Genomic DNA, 17,723 nt, shown 5'->3' on the forward strand with positions numbered 1-17,723 from the left:
GAACTTGTAGGCTTTCAGAATTTGCATTTATCACTCAGTGTGCAGCATTATTACCATATCTATTAAGCCCGATTGAGTGACAGAATGCAATTCACTAAAATTAATAAATCACGCCATGCGGCCTACGCTTTGCACGTACATTTGGTGTTTATCACCAAGTATCGAAAGCCGATATTGGGGGAACTGCATCACGCTTCATTAGGTCAGTGTGCGGCATAGGTTTGCAGAGATTTTGGTGCGGAACTGAAAGAGTGTGACGGAGAGGCTGATCATGTTCACATGCTGATAGAGTACGGCCCAACAGTGCAGCTATCGGTGCTGGTGAACTCGTTAAAGGCGGTCACATCAAGGCGACTGCGTAATGAATTTCTGGACTTGAGGGGTGCTTACAGCAAACCCGTACTCTGGTCACGCTCTTACTTTGTGGGCTCTTGCGGCGGTGCGCCGTTAGAGGTGATCAAGCAATACATTCAAAACCAGCGGGGCTGACGCCCCGGCGAAATTCCCCTCCCACCTACGTCGGAGGGAGTCCCCTTTCGCATTTAAGATGGAGAGGAAGGGGAGCACATTGACCGCATGCTGATCCATCAGGACCCGCACCTCGCCGCCGAGCAGGGCCCCCATGCGCACCAGATTGAAACCGTAGAGCAGGATGTTGACCACGGTGAACACCAGCACCGCAGGCAGATAGTCAGGGTAGCCATGGCGCCATATGAGCCAGACAATTACCGCCCCCACCATCATGTAGCTCAGGCAGGCCAGCAGCACCCGGGGGGCCATCTTGTCGTTGAAGATGACGCTCCAGCAGAGGATCAGCAGATAGACCAGCATGAAGAGGGTGAATGCCCGCCAGTTTGGCGGCTCCCCGAAGAAGCGCTGGATGGCGAGTGGCATCAGGGCGAGGCAGAAGGTGATGAGCAGGTTGGCCAGCCAGATCCCCGCGATATGGGGAAAATGCCTGCATGAAGAAGAGCGATTGCGCCGCCAGGGCACAGAGGCTGGACCACCACCAGAGCCCGAGACCGGGTATTTCCCTATGGGTCGACCAGATGATGGAGAGGGTGATGAATCCCAGGCTGTAGCCCCCGAGGGCCATCAACATCAGGGTAAATACGTCCAGATTGAGCAGAATTGAGGCGTCCATTCCCGAACCTTCCAATGGGGATGGCTGAGTATATGGGAAGCCCATGACAAGACACAGAGGGAGCCTATGGGCCGGGCAAAAATATTTGCCCGACTCGCACGCCCTACTCCCCGTGAAGCGTGCCGGACAACGCCCTGTCTGTGCCCGGATTTTCCACCGAGACGGCCGCCGGATATTTTGCACTTGAACCGGCGCCATTAGATAGATATGTTGTTTTCATGTGGTTTTATGAGTCACCACGAGGGATAAAAGTCTCCATAACTTATTGAGTCTTCTGGCACAAACAGGTTTTGGTACATTTTTCATCCAGCGAACCATTCATAGAATCTCATATGGGGCTTTTGCCCCGACCAAGACAATAATCCTGTCTTGCCTGCTGCCGGATGCAGCAGTCTCTTGTGCCATGGAGTCGCACGGGAGCAGGTTCAAGGCTGACCACATTTACGACAGAGACGTCATTTATGATCAAAAAACTCATTCTCTCTACCCTGCTGCTGTGCGGGCTGGCCAACGCCGCGCCCACTTCCACCCTGGATGCCGTGCTGGAGCGCGGTGTGCTGCGGGTCGGCTTCGATGCCGGCTATCAACCCTTCGAGATGACCAACAAGCAGGGCCAGTACATCGGCTTTGACGTGGATCTCGCCAAGATGGTCGCCAAGGAGATGGGCGTGAAGGTGGAGTTCGTCAACACCGCCTGGGACGGCATCATCCCCGCGCTCTTGACCGACAAGTTCGACGTCATCATGGGCGGCATGACCGTCACTCCCCAGCGCAACCTGCGCGTGAACTTTGCCGATCCCTACATCGTCGTCGGCCAGACCATCGTGCTTCGCAAGGACAAGGCGGGCGAAATCAAATCCTTCCAGGACCTCAACGATCCCAAATACAAGATCGCGGTCAAACTCGGCACCACCGGCGAGCAAGCGGTCAAGCGCATGATCCCCAAGGCCACCCTGCTGCAGTTTGAAACCCAGGATGACGCCAAGCTAGAAGTGATCAACGGCAAGGTGGATGCCTTCGTCTACGACCTGCCCTACAACGCCATCTTCGCGTCCCAGAACCAGGGCGCCGTGGTGCACCTCGACAAGCCGTTCACCTTCGAGCCGCTGGCCTGGGCCATCCGCAAGGGGGATCAGGACACCCTCAACTGGTTCAACAACTACCTGCGCCAGATCAAGGGCGACGGCAGCTACGACCGTCTCTACAAGAAGTGGTTTGAATCCACCGCCTGGCTGAACCAGCTCAAATAACCTCTCAAAGGGGCGGCATGCCGCCCCTTCACGCAGACTCCCCACACGATAACGACAAAAGAGGTTGTGACAGTGATCAACCCCAAACTCACAAGACAGATGGAAAAACAGCCCAATCAGCTGCTCTGGCACGGGATCTTCCTGCTGCTGGTGCTGGCCGCCATTTTCGGCATCTACAAGGCCGTGCAGGCAGTGGATTACACCTGGCGCTGGGAACGCATTCCCCAGTACATCGCCTATCAGGCAGAACAGAAACACTATGCCGAGTTTGACGGCACCGTGGTCGCGGACAAGGGACAGCTCTTCCTGCAAGACGATCTCGACCCCAGCCGCCGTCAGGCCATCGCACCCAAGGGCTCCCAGCTGGCTGAAGGGGATACCGTCTTCCTCGGCGATACCCTGGATGTGCAACTGAGCTGGACCGCCGGCCCCATTGCCTGGGGAGTCTGGGTCACGGTCAAGCTCTCCCTGGTGGCGGGCATCTTCGCCATCCTGCTTGGCACCCTGGCCGGGCTCGCCCGCCTCTCCCCCAATCCGGCCCTGCGCAACCTGGCCGTGACCTATGTGGAGCTCATCCGTGGCACCCCGTTGCTGGTGCAGATCTTCATCGTCTATTTCTTTATCGGCACCGTGCTGAACCTCGACCGATTCACCGCTGGTGTGGCGGCGCTCGCGGTCTTCACCGGCGCCTACGTGGCGGAAATCGTGCGCGCCGGCATCAGCTCCATTCACAAGGGGCAGATGGAAGCGGGCAGAAGCCTTGGCATGACCTCGGCCCAGACCATGCGCTACGTCATCCTGCCCCAGGCCTTCAAACGGGTGCTGCCACCGCTCGCGGGTCAGTTCATCAACCTCATCAAGGACTCCTCTCTGGTCTCCGTCATCTCCATCACGGATCTCACCAAGGCGGGGCGCGAAGTGGTCAGCTCCACCTTCAGCCCGTTCGAGGTGTGGTTCACCGTGGCTCTGCTCTATCTGGTGCTGACCGGCACTCTCTCCTTTCTGGTGCGTCGTCTGGAGGTGAAATATGCGCGCAGCAACTGATCCCGTTATCAAGGCGCCATCGGTGTCGAAATGTTCTGCCATCACCGGCACTCACTGCCCCTTCCCGGTGCGTCGTCTGGAGGTGAACTATGCGCGCTGCAACTGATCCCATCATCAAGGCGACCGGTGTAGAGAAGTTCTACGGCACCGAGGTGCACGCCCTGAAAAACGTCAGCACCCAGGTGGCCGAAGGGGAAGTGGTGGTGATCGTGGGGCCGAGCGGCTCAGGCAAGTCCACCTTCCTGCGCACCCTCAACCAGCTGGAGACCATCAACGATGGCAATATCGTGGTCGACGGCATCAGCCTCACCGAACCCGGGGATGTCAACAAGCTGCGGGAAGAGGTGGGCATGGTGTTCCAGTCCTTCAATCTCTTCCCTCACCTGACGGTGCTGGACAACATCACCCTGGCCCCCCAGAAGGTGAGAGGGCTCTCTCGCCAGGAGGCTGAGGAGCGGGCCAAGGCCCTGCTGCTCAAGGTCGGTCTCTCCAACAAGGCCCAGAGCTACCCCTCCCAGCTCTCCGGCGGCCAGCAGCAGCGGGTGGCCATCGCCCGGGCGCTCGCCATGCAGCCGCGCATCATGCTGTTTGACGAGCCCACCAGCGCCCTCGACCCCGAAATGGTGGGAGAGGTGCTGGACGTCATGAAGGGGTTGGCCCGCGAAGGGATGACCATGGTGGTGGTGACTCACGAGATGGGCTTTGCCCGGGAAGTGGCGGACAGGGTGCTCTTCATGGAGAGCGGCGAGCTGCTGGTGGACGAGAAACCCGCCGACTTCTTCGACAATCCACCCTCCCCGCGCCTGCGCCAGTTCCTGAGCCAGGTGCTATAACCCGCGATGCACCAACACGAAGAGGGAGCCCATGGCTCCCTCTTCTATGCTTGCCTTCTTCACTCCCCCAGATCATCTCCCTGGTGCATTCCTTTTCGCAGCCTCTTGCCATCGGGTTGTCACCACGCCAACGAGCAAGGATGTTAATGAAATTTTAAATTCATCCGGTATGCTGACATCCAACTGGTCCAACCGGATGGCTCACATGGATGTGCAACTGCTCCTGCTCTACCTCTCGCCCCTCTTTCTGGTCTTCATCGGCTGGGAGATGCTCTACCTGCGAAAACACGGCGCCGCCTATCCCACGGCGGGTTACCAGTGGAAGGATCTCTTCGCCAATGCCACCCTGGCACTGATGCATCAGGGGGGCGATGCCCTGGCAGCCATTGCCATTGCCATTGCCATCGCCTATCTCTATGACACCCTTTGGGGCTGGCGACTATTCGATATCGAACTGAACCTCTGGAGCCTTTTGCTGCTCTTTCTGTTGCAGGATCTCTGCTACTGGCTGTTCCACTTCGCGAGCCACCATGTGCGCTGGCTCTGGGCCTACCACGTGGTGCACCACAGCTCGGAGCGGCTCAACCTCTCCACCGCCTTTCGCCAGAGCCTGATGTATCCGGTCTCCGGCATGTGGCTGTTCTGGATCCCCATGATCCTCATCGGCTTCCCCCCCGAGGCGGTGGTGGCCACCGTACTCTTGAGCCTGGGTTTTCAGTTCTTCGTCCACACCCAGGTGGTGGGCAAGCTGGGCAAACTTGAATGGATCTTCAACACCCCCTCCCACCACAGGGTGCACCACGCCAGCAACGCCAGATACATCGATCGCAATTTCGCCGGCGTGCTCATCATCTGGGACCGGCTGTTTGACACCTTCGTGGAAGAAGACTTGGGCGAGCCGTGCCGTTTCGGCATCACCAAGCCAATCCACAGCTTCAACCCCCTCACCCTCACCTTCCACGAGTGGCGCGACATGCTGCAAGAGGCCCGGGGCCTCCCCTGGCGGCAAAAGCTCGCCGTGTTGTTTGGCAAACCGGCGGGCCCCACCAGCGGTTGACCCACCGACCAGGATAAAAAAAAAGAGCGCCCAGGGGCGCTCTTTTTCATGACAGGGACACCCCCGGGTCAGACGTGAACGAAGGACCAGACGGCGGGGATCAGGCTCAGCAGCGTCACCCCGGCCAGCAGCCGTTCGCGCCCGCTGAGCCGCTGTTCGGCGCCGAGCTGGCGACGGCTGTAGAGAAACAGCAGCAGACCCGGCCCGTAAAGCAGAAGCGACAGCAGCAGGTACTCCACCCCGGCGGCGTAGAGCAGCCAGAAACCATAACCGCTCGACACCAGCGCCACCACCCGCATCAGGCCGCGGCCCTGCCCACCCTTGCCACTGAAGACCAGCTTGAGCAGGAAGAGGCCGATGAGCAGGTAGGGCACCAGGATCATGGAGGTGGAGATGAGCAGCAGGTTGGTATACCCCTTGCCAAGCAGCCACACCAGCAGCAGGCAGCCCTGCACCGTCAGGCTGGTAAGCCAGAGCGAGGCGATGGGGGTGCCGTTGCGGTTCTCACGCCGGAAGATGGCCGGGAAGGCCCCGTGACGCGCCGCGCTGAACGGCACCTCGGCCGAGAAGAGGGTCCAGCTCACGTAGGAGGCGAGCACCGACACGATGAGGCCGGCGCTGATGAGCAGCTTGCCCCAGGAACCCGTCATCTGGGCCATCAGTCCCGCCATGGAGGGGTTGGGCAGGGCCGCAAGCTCCGGGCGGCTCAATATTCCAAGCGCCAGCACCGAGATGAGCACATAGAGCAGCAGCGCCAGCACCACGCCGAGCACGGTGGCGGTGCCCACATCCCGCTTGTTTCTCGCCCGGGCCGAGAGCACCGCTGCCCCTTCGATGCCGGTGAAGACCCAGAGGGTGATGAGCATGGTGTTACGCACCTGCTCGGAGACCGGTACCGCCAGGGTGCTGCCCTCCTGATCCGCCGCAAAGGTGACCGGATCGAACCAGTAGCAGGCGAACAGGATGAACAGCAGCAGCGGCAGGCTCTTGGCCAGGGTCGCCACCAGATTGAACAGGGCCGCCTGCTGTACGCCTCGGGCCACCAGCAGGTGCACCGCCCAGAGGATGCAGGACTCGCCGATGAAGGCCGCCAGGGTGTTGCCCTCGCCAAACCAGACCCGCTCCGGCGTGTCGACGAAGCTGCCCAGCGCCGCGAAGGCGATCACCAGATAACCCACCACGCCGATGGTGGCACAGAGCCAGTATCCCCAGGCGGAGAAGAACCCCACCAGCTCGCCAAAGCCTGCCCGGGCATAGCTGTAGATGCCGCCGTCGAGCTCGGGTTTGAGCCGCGACAGGTAGAGGAAGCTCATGGCCAGCGCCAGTATGCCGACCCCGGTGACGGCCCAGCCGATCAGCACGGCGCGGGCGCCCGCCACATCGGCCATGTTCTGGGGCAGGCTAAAGATGCCGGCCCCCACCATGGAGCTGAACACCAGCGCCGTGAGGGACCAGAGCCCGATCTTGCTCTCTTTCATGGGCGCTCCTTAACGCAGCCGGCTGGCCAGCGCCTCGATGTGTTCCGGGCCGATGCCGCAGCAGCCGCCGATGAGGTTTGCCCCGGCTCTGCGCCAGCGCTCGGCCCAGCCGAGGTAATCCAGCGGCCCCAGATCGCCACGGATCTCGTCCAGACCGTCATTGGCAGTCGCCTCCTTGGGCTGGGGCGGGAAGGCGTTGGCATAGGCGCCGAGGCGAACGTCGGTGCGCCCCTGAACCTGCAACGCGGCGACGGCCACCTTGAGCGCCCCTTCAATCACCTCGGGCTGGCAGCAGTTGAACAGGATGGCATCCACCCCGGCCGATGCCAACGCGGTCACGGCATCCGCCACCCGCTCGCCGGAGCGCAGGGTGGGCTCACTGCCCGGCGCCTCGTCTTCCAGAGTAAAGGAGACCCAGAACGGCTTGCCGTCCTCGGGCAGCAGGGCCTTGAGGGCCAGGGGCTCGGCGATGAGGCTCATGGTCTCCGCCAGCCAGAGATCCACATGGGGTGACAGGGCACGGATAAGCGGTGTCGCCAGCTCGCTCACCCGCTCGGCCTGATAGAGGTCCGCACGATAGGAGCCAAAGAGCGGCGGCAAGGAACCAGCCACCTTGACGGCTCCCCCCTGCTCGTCGGCCACGTCTCGGGCCAGTTGCCCGGCCAGAGCCGCAAGTGCCTCCCCTTGGGCGGCAAAGCGTGCCTCGCCGATATGGAAGGGCACCAGGGCATAGCTGTTGGTGGTGATCACCCGGGCACCGCTCGTCGCATAGGCCTGGTGTACCTCGCGCACCGTCTCGGGCGCTTCCATCAACGCCAGTGCCGACCACTCCGGTTGACGGAACGGCGCACCACGCCGCGCCAGTTCACGGCCCATACCGCCATCGAGTACCCACAAATCCTGCTTGTCCATCTCTGTCTCTCTGCGTCTCCCCGCCATGACGGGTGTTTATTGTGTGAAACCACATTAAGCCATCAAAACATCTAGACGGCTAGAAATCCCAAATATCATGACCCAAAGTAGAACAAGAGGCAATCGGGGGCTACGAACAAATCCGGGCAAGCTCAGGATGATGGCGGCAAAGGGAGGTCTCCCCGGCACAGGCATCACCTGGCCAGGCGCTGAAACGACAAGAGGCCACCCCGGGGGGTGGCCTCTTGTGAAACAGGGGATCAAGGCGGGCACAGCCGCCGATAACCAGGGGCTCAGCGCCCGGCCAGCACCCGCTTGGTCTGCTTGACCCAGTCGGAGACCCGGCCCTGCTGGGGATAGCCCTGCCAGATCTGCTCCCACTGGGCGGGGCTGAGGGGGCGGCCCAGCCGACGCTGCACCCCGGCATAGAGGTAGTCGTGGGCCGTGGTGCGTGCCTGGGCCGAGGTGAGGAACTTGGCAACAGGGTCAGTGAGACGCACGTCCCTCATGCCGAGCAGCGGATAGTCGCTGTGCACCGCCGCCAGCATGGTCTCGCGCATGGCGGATTCGATGTAACCCCGGGCAAACAGGGCGGTGACCGATTCAAGCGACCCTTGATCCGGGCCGTGATACTCCTCGTCGAACACCGGGCTGGGCTCTGCCACGGCGCTTTGCACCACCGCATCGGGATCCTGCTGCGGGACCACCACGGCAGGCTGGGGAGCGACGGGTTTGGCAGGCGTCACCGGCTTGCGCGGTGCGCTCTGGCTGCAGGCACCCAGTGCCAGGGCGAGCGCCACACAGGCCAGCGCACGGGAATGAGTATTCATCTTCATGATTGCTAACGAACTCCTTTAGGATTCCTGAGCGGGCTTCTCATTGCTCGCAGGTTCTACCCGGGTGACCAGCAACTGGTCAATCTTGTAACTGTCGATGTCCACCACTTCGAACTTGTAACCGGCATATTTGACCGAGTCGGTGCGCTTGGGGATCTTGCGCAGCATGTACATGATGAAACCGGCGATGGTCTCGTAGTTCTGGTTTTCCGGGAACTCCTCGATGTCGAAGGCGCGCATCACGTCGGAGATGGGGGTCACCCCGTCCACCAGCCAGGAGTTCTCGTCCCGCTGGACGATCTGCTCTTCCACCACGTGGGTGGCCCACTCCCCCATGACGGTACTCATCAGGTCATTCATGGTGACGATGCCCACCACCAGGGCGTATTCGTTCATCACCACCGCAAAATCGCCGCGATGGTTCTTGAAGTATTCCATTGCCTCGTAGAGGTTGAGGGTGTCGGGAATGATGATGACGTTCTGCACCAGGGAGCCGCTGTTGAGATCGATGCTCTGGCCGCTGATGACGCGGATCAGCAGCTCCTTGGCATCCACGAACCCCTTGATGCTGTCGAGGTTGTGGTCGCACACCAGGAACTTGTTGTGGGGGTGCTCGGCGATCTTCGCCTTGATGCTCTCCTCCCCCTCTTGCAGGGTGAAGTAGATGAGGCTCTCCCGCGCCGTCATGGCGGAAGTGACACCCAGAGACTGGAGCTCGAACACGTTCTCGATGAGCTGGTGCTCCTCGCGCTGGATGACACCGGCTTCGGCACCTGCATCCATCACCGCATAAATATCGTCGGAGGTGATCTCGTCGTTGCGCACCATGGAGATGCGCATCAGCCGGAACAGGCCGTTGGCCATGCCGTTGAACAGCCACACCAGCGGCATCAGCAAGGTGACGCACAGCATCATGGGACGCACCACCACCACAGCGATCCGCTCGGGCATGGTCATGGCAAGGCGCTTGGGCATCAGGTCCGCTATCAGGATGAACATGCCGGTGACGAAGACAAACGAGGCCGCAGAGCTAATCTGGCCGAGCCAGGGCCCCTGGTAGAAGCCGGCAATCAGCTCCCTGATGGCGGGATTGAGGGCGGATTCCCCCAGGATACCGCCGAGGATGGCGACGGTATTGAGGCCTATCTGCACCACGGTAAAGAAGTTGCCCGGCTGGGCCTGCAATGCCAGCACCTTCTCGGCGTGGCGGTTGCCCTCGTCGGCCATCACCTGCAACTTGATCTTGCGGGAGGCGGCAAGGGAGATCTCGGAGAGTGAGAAGAACACGCTGCCGGCGACCAGCAGCATCAGAAAGAACAAACTATCGGCAAAACTCATGATTAACCTATTGCTACAGCCGCCTTAGCACAAGACGGCAAACTGGGCCCGGGAAACCGGACCGTGACTCCATCCGGGACTCACACAGGGGCCATATTCTAGCAGAAAAGCGCCCGCCGGGTGGCGTTATCTTGAACTGCCGTGCCATGCAATGAAAAAGGCGCTCAAAGCGCCTTTTTATTCAATCAGAGTTGGATTCCCGTCGTGCAGCCGCGACGGGAGCTCCACCCAAGGCGCCCCATCAGCCCTTGCCCAGCAGATCGCTCAGGTCATCGGCCTTGGTGTGACGCACATCCTTGCCCTTGACGTAGTAGACGATGTACTCGCAGATGTGCTGGCAGCGATCCCCGACCCGCTCGATGGCCCGTGCCGCCCAGAGCACGTTGAGCACCTGGGGGATGGTGCGGGGATCTTCCATCATGTAGGTCATCAGCTCGCGGATAATGGACTCGTATTCGCGGTCCACCTTGTCATCTTCCTTGTAGACCGCCAGGGCTGCATCCAAATCCATGCGGGCGAAAGCGTCGAGCACGTCGTGGAGCATCTTGATGGTGCGACGCCCCATGTTCTCCAGCGACACCAGCGGCGGCTGCGGCTTGTTGGCGTTGTCGGTCAGCATGCGGGCAATCTTGTCCGCCACGTCGCCGATCCGCTCCAGATCCGTAATGGTCTTGATGATGGCCATCACCAGCCGCAGGTCGGACGCGGTGGGCTGACGCTTGGCGATGATGCGGGTGCACTCCTCGTCGATCGCCACTTCCATGGCGTTGACCTTGTGGTCGTTGGCCACGATCTTGCGCGCCGCATCCAGATCCTGGCCATGGATGGCGGCGATGGCGTCGGTGAGTTGCTTCTCCACCAGCCCCCCCATCACCAGTACCTGATTGCGCACGCTCTCAAGCTCGGCATTGAACTGACCGGAGATGTGTTTGTTGAGGTTCATATTGTCCATACCAGTAATCCTTGTTGCTCCGATTATGCCTTAGCCGTTGAACTGACTGCCAATCTGTTTGTTGATGCCCATCTTGCTCATCTTGCTCATCTCAATCACCGGCATCCCTTAGCCGTAACGACCGGTAATGTAGTCTTCGGTCTTCTTCTTGGCCGGGGTGGTGAAGATTGTGTTGGTATTCGAATACTCGATGAGTTCCCCCATGTACATGAACGCGGTCTGATCCGAGACCCGCGCCGCCTGCTGCATGTTGTGGGTCACGATCACCACGGTGAACTGGCTCTTGAGCTCGTTGATGAGCTCCTCGATGGTGAGGGTGGAGATGGGGTCCAGCGCCGAGGTCGGTTCATCGAGCAGCAGCACTTCCGGCTCGATGGCGATGGCACGGGCAATCACCAGACGCTGCTGCTGACCACCGGAGAGGCCGAAGGCGTTGTCGTGCAGACGATCCTTCACTTCCTCCCACAGGGCGGCACCGCGCAGGGAACGCTCGGCGGCCTCGTCCAGGGTACGGCGGTCATTGATGCCCTGCAGGCGCAGGCCGTAGACCACGTTCTCGTAGATGGACTTGGGGAAGGGGTTGGGGCGCTGGAACACCATGCCCACCTGACGGCGAAGGGCGGAGACATCCACGCTCTTGTCATAGATGTTGTGGCCGTGCAGCTGGATCTCCCCCTCGATGCGGCAGATCTCTACCAGATCGTTCATCCGGTTGATGCAGCGCAGCAAAGTGGACTTGCCGCAACCGGACGGGCCGATGAAGGCGGTGACCTGACCCTTGGGGATCTTCATGTTGACGTTGAACAGCGCCTGCTTGTTGCCGTAGTACAGGTTGAGATCCTTCACCTCCAGCGCAGTCTGCTCCGGGGTCAGGTTGAGCAGGTCGGTGGCGGTGTGCGGGGCCGAACTCGGTGTTACGTTGATCATCTGTTTACCTCAAATTCTCTTGGTGGCAGCGGGCAAACGTCTTGCCCGCCGCCGGAATATCTGGTTGGCAGGGAAGGTCCCTGCCCGTCTCTGTAATGACTGGATTAATGTTCCAGCGACCGGAATTTCTCGCGCAGGTGGTTACGAATACCGATCGCCGTCAGGTTGAGGCCGACGATCACCGTCACCAGCAGGAAGGAGGTGGCGTAGACCAGAGGACGCGCCGCCTCGACGTTCGGGCTCTGGAAGCCCACGTCATAGATGTGGAAGCCCAGGTGCATGAACTTGCGCTCCACGTGCAGGTACGGGAAGTTGCCGTCCATCGGCAACGTGGGAGCAAGCTTCACCACCCCCACCAGCATCAGCGGCGCCACCTCGCCCGCCGCACGGGCAATCGCCAGGATAAGGCCGGTCATGATGGCCGGGCTGGCCATGGGCAGCACGATGCGCCAGAGGGTCTCGGCCTGGGTGGCACCCAGCGCCAGCGAACCCTGGCGAATGGTGCTCGGGATCCGGGCCAGCCCCTCTTCGGTGGAGACGATCACCACCGGCAGGGTCAGGATGGCCAGGGTCAGCGCCGACCAGATGACACCAGGGGAGCCGAAGGTCGGGCTCGGCAGCGCTTCCGGGTAGAAGAGGCGGTCGATGCTGCCCCCCAGGGTGTAGACGAAGAAGCCCAGACCAAACACGCCGTAGACGATGGAGGGTACCCCCGCCAGGTTGATCACCGCGATGCGGATGATCTTGGTCAGGCTGTTCTTGCCCGCGTACTCGTGCAGGTAGACCGCCGCCACCACCCCGAGCGGGGTCACGATGATGGCCATCAGGATCACCATGAAGACGGTGCCGAAGATGGCCGGGAAGACGCCACCCTCGGTGTTCGCCTCCCGAGGGTCATCGGAGACGAACTTGCCAATCTGGTGGAACCAGTGACCCACCTTGGCCATCAGGCTCATGTCGTTGGGCCAGACTACATCCAGCACCCGGGACATGGGCATGGTCACCAGCTCGCCGCGCATGTCCTTGACGGTGATGCTGTCTCTGTCCGCCTGGGTACGCAGGGAGAAGAGCTCTTTCTCCAGCACCTGGTAACGGTCGTTGAGCGCCTGACGCTCGCTCGCCAGCTCGGCTTTAAGCTGATCGGTCAGCTTGTCATCCAGCTCGGCCTTGCGCTCTTTCAGGCGCAGGCGCTCCAGCTGGTAGTTGATGCTGCCGATGGCCCCTTTTTGCAGGTCGTTGGCTTGGCTTGAGAGGCCGTTGGCACGGGCCAGCACCCGCTGCAAGGCGGGATGCAGATCCGTGGTCAGCTCCTGGCCATCTTCCTTCACCGAGGTGATGTAACCATAGAAGTTGCCGTTGGTGGCGCGTTCCACCATGGCGAGCTCCGCCGGCTGGGCGCGCGATTTGATATCGGTCTCCAGCACCCAGCGAAAATCGAGGTCCACGAACTCCCGGTTGCCGGTCTTGACCAGATAACGGGTAATCTCTTCGCGATCCTCCCCTTCCAGCGCCTGGCCTGCGGCGCGCAGGCGCTCCACCGGCACCAGCTCCCGGTCGTTGATCTCGCCAATCAGGACGCTCATGTTGCCGCTTGCATCTTCAAGTTGCCACTCATAGATGGGATGGGGCCAGAAATAGACCAGACCACGCCAGCCAATCAGCAACAACAGACCCAGTACGGCCACCAGACTCAGGCTGACGGCGCCCCCCGTCATCCAGATCCAGGGGGCCCCCGATTTAAACCACTTACCCATTGTCGATTCCTTAGTCCTTACAGAGAGCTGTACTTTTCACGCAACCGCTGGCGGACGAATTCGGCCAGGGTATTGAACAAGAAGGTGAACACAAACAGCACGAAGGCGGCGAGGAAGAGCACCCGGTAGTGGGAGCTGCCCACTTCCGATTCCGGCATCTCCACCGCGATGTTCGCCGCCAGGGTCCGCAGCCCCTGGAACATGGAAAAGTCCATGATGGGGGTGTTGCCGGTGGCCATCAGCACGATCATGGTCTCGCCCACGGCGCGGCCAAGGCCCATCATCACCGCCGAGAAGATGCCTGGGCTCGCGGTGAGGATCACCACCCGGCTCAGGGTCTGCCACGGGGTCGCCCCCAGCGCAAGCGAGCCCTGGGTCAGGTGCTTGGGCACCGAGAAGACCGCGTCTTCGGCGATGGAGAAGATGGTGGGGATGACCGCAAAGCCCATGGCAATACCAACCACCAGGGAGTTGCGCTGGTCAAACTTGATGCCCATGTCGTGGGTCAGCCAGATGCGCGAATCACCGTGCATGAAGGCGTTCTCGATGATGGGGCTCAAGGCGAAAGCGCCCCAACCGATGAACAGCAGCACAGGGATAAGCAGAATGGCGTGCCAGCCTTCCGGCAGCCAGGTGCGGCCGCGCTCCGGCAGATAATTCCACACCAGGGCGGTGAGCAGCATACCCATGGGCAGCAGGATCAGCAGCAGGATCACCCCGGGCAGGGCCCCTTCGATGATGGGAGCGAGCCACAGACCCGCCAGGAAGCCGAGGATGACGGTCGGCAGCGCCGCCATGATCTCCACCGTCGGCTTGACGTATTTGCGCAGCCCCGCCGACATGAAGTAGGCGGTATAGATGGCTCCGGCGACACCCAGGGGCACCGCGAACACCATGGCATAGAAGGAGGCTTTCAAGGTACCGAACACCAGGGGCACCAGGCTCAGCTTGGCTTCGAAGTCGTTGCTGGCGGAGGTGGACTGCCACACGTACTGGGGCTCGGGATAGCCTTCATACCACACCTGTTGCCAGAGGGCAGACCAGGTTACCTCGGGGTGATCGTTCTCGACGTCAAAGACCTTGAAGTCATCCCCCTGCTGGGTCAACAGCAGGTTGTGGCGAGGAGAGATGGCAACGGCAGCCAGGTTGCCCCCGTCAATCTTCTCGCCAAGCAGCTTGGCTTCGCCGGTGGCATGGAAGAAGTTGATGGTGCCGTCGCTGCCTGCGCTGATGAAGCCCTTGCGAAAGTGCTCGGGGGTCAGCAGGGCGACCGGCGCGTCACCCTTGAAGTCACGGATCTGGGTGAACTGGCGCTTGCCATCCTTTGCCACCTCAAACCACTGGGAGATGACGCCGTTGTCGTTGCCCACCAGCAGGGAGGACGCACCGGAGAGCAGGGCCACCTGGGTCACGCTGGCATTGGGGGCGTTGATCTCCATGACATTGCGCAGGGAGATGTCGCTCAGGTTGTGGATGTCATAGACCGACAGGCGGTTGCCCTCGCGCACGAACAACAGGCGCAGGTTCGGGGTCAGCAGCATCTGGTCAACATGGCGTGGCAGGGACGGAATGGTGTAGGTCTGGCTGCTCCACTCGACTTCGCCGGAGAGGAAATTCTCCTCGCCGCTCATCACCATCAGCACACCACGACCATCTTCGGTCACGGCCGCAGTCGCCATCTTGTCCTTGGTCGCCTCGAAGACCATGCGCGTCAGCGCCTTGCCCTGGGGATCGATCACCACGGGGGTCTCGCCGAAGGGATATTGCAGGCTGGGCTCAATGACGCGAACGTCATTGGGATAGGAGATCTTGAAATAGGGTTGCACCACCTGAGCCTTGCCGTTGGCAAACCCATAGGCGATGAGTTTCTGGCCCGGCGCAGGCGGCGCGACCGCCGTGATCTCGCCGTTCACCTGCGCCTCGCCAATCACCTGTCCGGTCTTGATCTTGCCATCCGGTTGCACGGCAAAGAATTTGACCTTCCCCTGGTCGCTGAAGCGGTAACCTATCTCGTTTTGCTCCTCGACCCCGAGCCAGGCGGTTTTGCCCTTGATGGGCAGGGTGAAGGAAGCGGTGCTCTCCATGCTGGCGCCATTGAAGATGGGCTTCACCACATAAAGCAGGTAGAAGAAGATAAGCAACAGCGCCACCAGCACCAGGGCTCCCCCTGTGGTGACGCCATATTTGGCCAATTTATCCTTGATCCGGCGTTTTCGACTGCCCGCCATGACCAGATTTAACGATTCCGATGACATGCAAGACCTCAATGTGAGCTAGGCTTGGCGGCATTATATGGCGGATGCATGACAGTTTTGTTACATCAACAGCGGCAAAGAGCGCAGGCTCCATCGGGGGGTGGCAGTTGGTATTCGGGGGGAAGCAGGCAGCCGGTCTGGCAGTGAAATAAAAGCAAACGGGGCCATCAGGCCCCGCTGTCATCTTGAGGAAGCGCCTCTTTCGCGGCGAGTCTGGCCGCCTTCTTCTCGGCGCGGCGCCGTTTGAAGAAATCCGACAGCTGGGCCGAGCAGGCGTCGGCGAGCACCTCCCCCGTCAGTGCCACCTGGTGGTTGTGGCGGGGATCCAGCAGGATGTCGAACACAGACCCTGCCGCCCCCGTCTTCAAATCCCGGGCACCATAGACCACCCGCTTGACCCGGCTGTGGATGAGGGCGCCGGCACACATGCAACAGGGCTCCAGCGTCACATAGAGGGTGGTGTCGAGCAGGCGATAGTTTTCAAGCTGCTTGCCCGCTTCCCGAAGCGCCATCACCTCGGCATGGGCGCAGGCGTCGTGCTCGCTGATGGAGCGATTCCACCCCTCTGCCACTATCTTGTCCCCCAGCACCAGCACGGCGCCTACCGGGATCTCGCCTATCCCCTCCGCCCTGGCGGCCAGGGCCATGGCATGGCGCATCCAGCGTTCGTCCTGCTCGCGCTGGCTGATCTGTGCTGCAACTTCAGATGGTTTCACGCCCTGATCCTCTCGTCGATATGATGTCGGCTTGCCTGGCCCCTGCACGGCATCGGCCGCGCACTCCCGGATTGCTGCGTCCCGGCCCTGGGCACACCGGGCCCCTTCCCCCTCGCGCTGGCCGGTAGCCGATAGCCCACGGCAGAAGATGCTGTCAATGAAAGAGAGGCCAAAGGCCCCGGCGACATCGGAACGCCCCGAGTTGGGTGTTCGCCACCCTGTGCCCGCCTAAGGGGGCGGCGATTATGCCAAAACTCCGGCCAGGGCCCAAGTTGCATCTTGGCTGAACAATAAAGAAGCAGTCGGCATCTCCCTGATAAAAAAGGAGTTGCGCCCGCCAAATCATCCGATTAGACTTCCTCCCCGTCAGCCGAGCTGACTCCGTCGGTGTGTAGCGCAGCCAGGTAGCGCATCTGCATGGGGTGTAGAGGGTCGGAGGTTCGAATCCTCTCACACCGACCAAATTCCCCGAAAATTGCCCAGTCAAACGACTGGGCTATTTTTTGGTTCATCGCGGCTTTCCGGGGAAGGCCGCCTTGATTTTCAGAAAAAAGTATTCTGAGTCCCTAAATCCATATGCCATGCGCTTTATCACTTTGATCTTGTTGTTCACCCCTTCCAGCACACTCGTGTGCATCGGGTAGTTTGCACTCGCCAGGATCCCCCGCATATATTTCGATAAATTTCGACCAAATCGTTGCAGCGGCGCTAGCCCGCTTTCCTTCACCTGCCGCATCCAGCTCCGCCATCGTCGCCATCCTTCCCACACGCTCGGCGCATACCAGATGCCCTTCAACGCCTCTTTCAGCACGTACACCATCGCCAGCGGTTGATTCGCCGCCAACAGCTCCTGCAACTTCACATCCTGTTTTTCACTCAGCTTCGCCCGATTACGTAGCAGCAACCAACGCGCACTTTTGACCACTTTTCGCGCCGGTTTATCGCTTTTCAGTGCATTCGCCTGCTCCACTCGCACCCGGTCCACCACCTCTCGGCCATAGCGAGCCACCACGTGGAACAGGTCGTAGACCACCTCCGCCTGCGGGCAGTGTTGCTTCACCTCCAGGTCGAACGCCGTGTTCATGTCCATCGCCACCGCCTCAATCTGCTGGCATCGCTCGCCGAGCTGCTCGAAGAAGGGACGGATAGCGGCCCGGCTGTTGCCGTGCCCCACCCACAGGACGCGGGTTCGCTCGGCATCCATGATCACGGTGGCATAGCGGTGTC

Annotated in this window: 15 protein-coding genes, 1 tRNA gene and 2 pseudogenes; 7 read left to right on the forward strand and 11 right to left on the reverse strand. The window is 60.9% G+C overall.

What is annotated here, in order from left to right:
* The first annotated feature begins 84 nt into the window (after positions 1-84).
* A pseudogene (tnpA, locus tag C3418_RS18540) lies at positions 85-489 on the forward strand (IS200/IS605 family transposase).
* Here tnpA and C3418_RS18545 read toward each other — a convergent pair.
* Positions 448-993, reverse strand: a complete 546-nt coding sequence (locus tag C3418_RS18545; RefSeq protein ID WP_223916153.1) for a hypothetical protein — start codon at positions 991-993, stop codon at positions 448-450. The pseudogene tnpA and the gene C3418_RS18545 overlap by 42 nt on opposite strands.
* A gap of 612 nt (positions 994-1,605) precedes the next feature.
* Between C3418_RS18545 and C3418_RS18550 the strand changes: the two genes are divergently transcribed.
* The 5 genes from C3418_RS18550 (at position 1,606) to C3418_RS18565 (ending at position 5,328) form a co-directional block, all read left to right on the forward strand.
* Entirely contained in the window at positions 1,606-2,394 is a 789-nt protein-coding gene (locus tag C3418_RS18550) for a transporter substrate-binding domain-containing protein (RefSeq protein ID WP_010675255.1), read from the forward strand.
* Positions 2,395-2,493: 99 nt separating this feature from the next.
* A complete protein-coding gene (locus C3418_RS18555) occupies positions 2,494-3,438 on the forward strand; it encodes an amino acid ABC transporter permease (RefSeq protein WP_041201654.1) in 945 nt (314 codons plus the stop codon).
* Positions 3,422-3,544: a hypothetical protein gene (locus C3418_RS24835; RefSeq protein ID WP_257711798.1), complete on the forward strand. Its 123-nt coding sequence runs from the start codon at positions 3,422-3,424 to the stop codon at positions 3,542-3,544. Before C3418_RS18555 ends, C3418_RS24835 begins: the two co-directional genes overlap by 17 nt.
* Positions 3,528-4,271 carry an amino acid ABC transporter ATP-binding protein gene (locus tag C3418_RS18560; protein ID WP_010675257.1) on the forward strand — a complete coding sequence of 248 codons (744 nt, stop codon included), beginning with the start codon at positions 3,528-3,530 and terminating at the stop codon, positions 4,269-4,271. The genes C3418_RS24835 and C3418_RS18560 overlap by 17 nt, the downstream gene beginning before the upstream one ends.
* A gap of 205 nt (positions 4,272-4,476) precedes the next feature.
* Positions 4,477-5,328: a sterol desaturase family protein gene (locus C3418_RS18565; protein ID WP_162540600.1), complete on the forward strand. Its 852-nt coding sequence runs from the start codon at positions 4,477-4,479 to the stop codon at positions 5,326-5,328.
* A 68-nt stretch (positions 5,329-5,396) separates the two neighbouring features.
* Here C3418_RS18565 and C3418_RS18570 read toward each other — a convergent pair whose 3' ends face one another.
* The 9 genes from C3418_RS18570 to tadA form a co-directional block, all read right to left on the reverse strand.
* A complete protein-coding gene (locus C3418_RS18570; protein WP_043153853.1) occupies positions 5,397-6,806 on the reverse strand; it encodes a basic amino acid/polyamine antiporter in 1,410 nt (469 codons plus the stop codon).
* A gap of 9 nt (positions 6,807-6,815) precedes the next feature.
* The gene (locus C3418_RS18575; RefSeq protein ID WP_039040257.1) at positions 6,816-7,718 is read right to left on the reverse strand and encodes a homocysteine S-methyltransferase family protein; all 903 of its coding nucleotides are present in this window, start codon (positions 7,716-7,718) and stop codon (positions 6,816-6,818) included.
* Positions 7,719-8,011: 293 nt separating this feature from the next.
* A complete protein-coding gene (locus tag C3418_RS18580) occupies positions 8,012-8,554 on the reverse strand; it encodes a hypothetical protein (protein ID WP_162540598.1) in 543 nt (180 codons plus the stop codon).
* Between the two features lie 18 nt (positions 8,555-8,572).
* Positions 8,573-9,892 (reverse strand): hemolysin family protein, encoded by a 1,320-nt coding sequence (locus tag C3418_RS18585; protein ID WP_041213150.1) that lies wholly within the window; start codon positions 9,890-9,892, stop codon positions 8,573-8,575.
* A gap of 241 nt (positions 9,893-10,133) precedes the next feature.
* Complete coding sequence (gene phoU, locus C3418_RS18590) at positions 10,134-10,844, reverse strand: phosphate signaling complex protein PhoU (protein ID WP_029314752.1); 711 nt, start codon at positions 10,842-10,844, stop codon at positions 10,134-10,136.
* Between the two features lie 108 nt (positions 10,845-10,952).
* The gene (gene pstB / locus C3418_RS18595) at positions 10,953-11,771 is read right to left on the reverse strand and encodes a phosphate ABC transporter ATP-binding protein PstB (protein WP_010675264.1); all 819 of its coding nucleotides are present in this window, start codon (positions 11,769-11,771) and stop codon (positions 10,953-10,955) included.
* A 104-nt stretch (positions 11,772-11,875) separates the two neighbouring features.
* The gene (gene pstA, locus C3418_RS18600) at positions 11,876-13,525 is read right to left on the reverse strand and encodes a phosphate ABC transporter permease PstA (RefSeq protein ID WP_103859042.1); all 1,650 of its coding nucleotides are present in this window, start codon (positions 13,523-13,525) and stop codon (positions 11,876-11,878) included.
* A gap of 17 nt (positions 13,526-13,542) precedes the next feature.
* Positions 13,543-15,780, reverse strand: a complete 2,238-nt coding sequence (locus C3418_RS18605; RefSeq protein WP_103859043.1) for an ABC transporter permease subunit — start codon at positions 15,778-15,780, stop codon at positions 13,543-13,545.
* Between the two features lie 167 nt (positions 15,781-15,947).
* Positions 15,948-16,496 (reverse strand): tRNA adenosine(34) deaminase TadA, encoded by a 549-nt coding sequence (tadA, locus tag C3418_RS18610; protein ID WP_080770013.1) that lies wholly within the window; start codon positions 16,494-16,496, stop codon positions 15,948-15,950.
* A 385-nt stretch (positions 16,497-16,881) separates the two neighbouring features.
* Between tadA and C3418_RS18615 the strand changes: the two genes are divergently transcribed.
* A tRNA-Pro gene (locus C3418_RS18615) sits at positions 16,882-16,958 on the forward strand.
* Positions 16,959-17,004: 46 nt separating this feature from the next.
* Here C3418_RS18615 and C3418_RS18620 read toward each other — a convergent pair.
* Positions 17,005-17,723 (reverse strand): annotated as a pseudogene (locus C3418_RS18620) (ISL3-like element ISAeme19 family transposase); the annotation flags it as partial.

Source organism: Aeromonas sp. ASNIH8, from assembly GCF_002919855.1.
GTDB classification, from domain to species: Bacteria; Pseudomonadota; Gammaproteobacteria; order Enterobacterales; family Aeromonadaceae; genus Aeromonas; species Aeromonas caviae.

Bases quoted from the DNA above. Each gene is read 5' to 3' on its own strand.
- phoU (WP_029314752.1), bottom strand. From the start codon at position 10,844: ATGGACAATATGAACCTCAACAAACACATCTCCGGTCAGTTCAATGCC.
- C3418_RS18570 (WP_043153853.1), bottom strand. From the start codon at position 6,806: ATGAAAGAGAGCAAGATCGGGCTCTGGTCCCTCACGGCGCTGGTGTTC.
- C3418_RS18560 (WP_010675257.1), top strand. From the start codon at position 3,528: ATGCGCGCTGCAACTGATCCCATCATCAAGGCGACCGGTGTAGAGAAG.
- C3418_RS18575 (WP_039040257.1), bottom strand. From the start codon at position 7,718: ATGGACAAGCAGGATTTGTGGGTACTCGATGGCGGTATGGGCCGTGAA.
- C3418_RS18555 (WP_041201654.1), top strand. From the start codon at position 2,494: ATGGAAAAACAGCCCAATCAGCTGCTCTGGCACGGGATCTTCCTGCTG.
- C3418_RS18550 (WP_010675255.1), top strand. From the start codon at position 1,606: ATGATCAAAAAACTCATTCTCTCTACCCTGCTGCTGTGCGGGCTGGCC.
- pstB (WP_010675264.1), bottom strand. From the start codon at position 11,771: ATGATCAACGTAACACCGAGTTCGGCCCCGCACACCGCCACCGACCTG.
- C3418_RS18580 (WP_162540598.1), bottom strand. From the start codon at position 8,554: ATGAAGATGAATACTCATTCCCGTGCGCTGGCCTGTGTGGCGCTCGCC.
- C3418_RS18565 (WP_162540600.1), top strand. From the start codon at position 4,477: ATGGATGTGCAACTGCTCCTGCTCTACCTCTCGCCCCTCTTTCTGGTC.
- pstA (WP_103859042.1), bottom strand. From the start codon at position 13,525: ATGGGTAAGTGGTTTAAATCGGGGGCCCCCTGGATCTGGATGACGGGG.
- C3418_RS18585 (WP_041213150.1), bottom strand. From the start codon at position 9,892: ATGAGTTTTGCCGATAGTTTGTTCTTTCTGATGCTGCTGGTCGCCGGC.
- C3418_RS24835 (WP_257711798.1), top strand. From the start codon at position 3,422: ATGCGCGCAGCAACTGATCCCGTTATCAAGGCGCCATCGGTGTCGAAA.
- C3418_RS18605 (WP_103859043.1), bottom strand. From the start codon at position 15,780: ATGTCATCGGAATCGTTAAATCTGGTCATGGCGGGCAGTCGAAAACGC.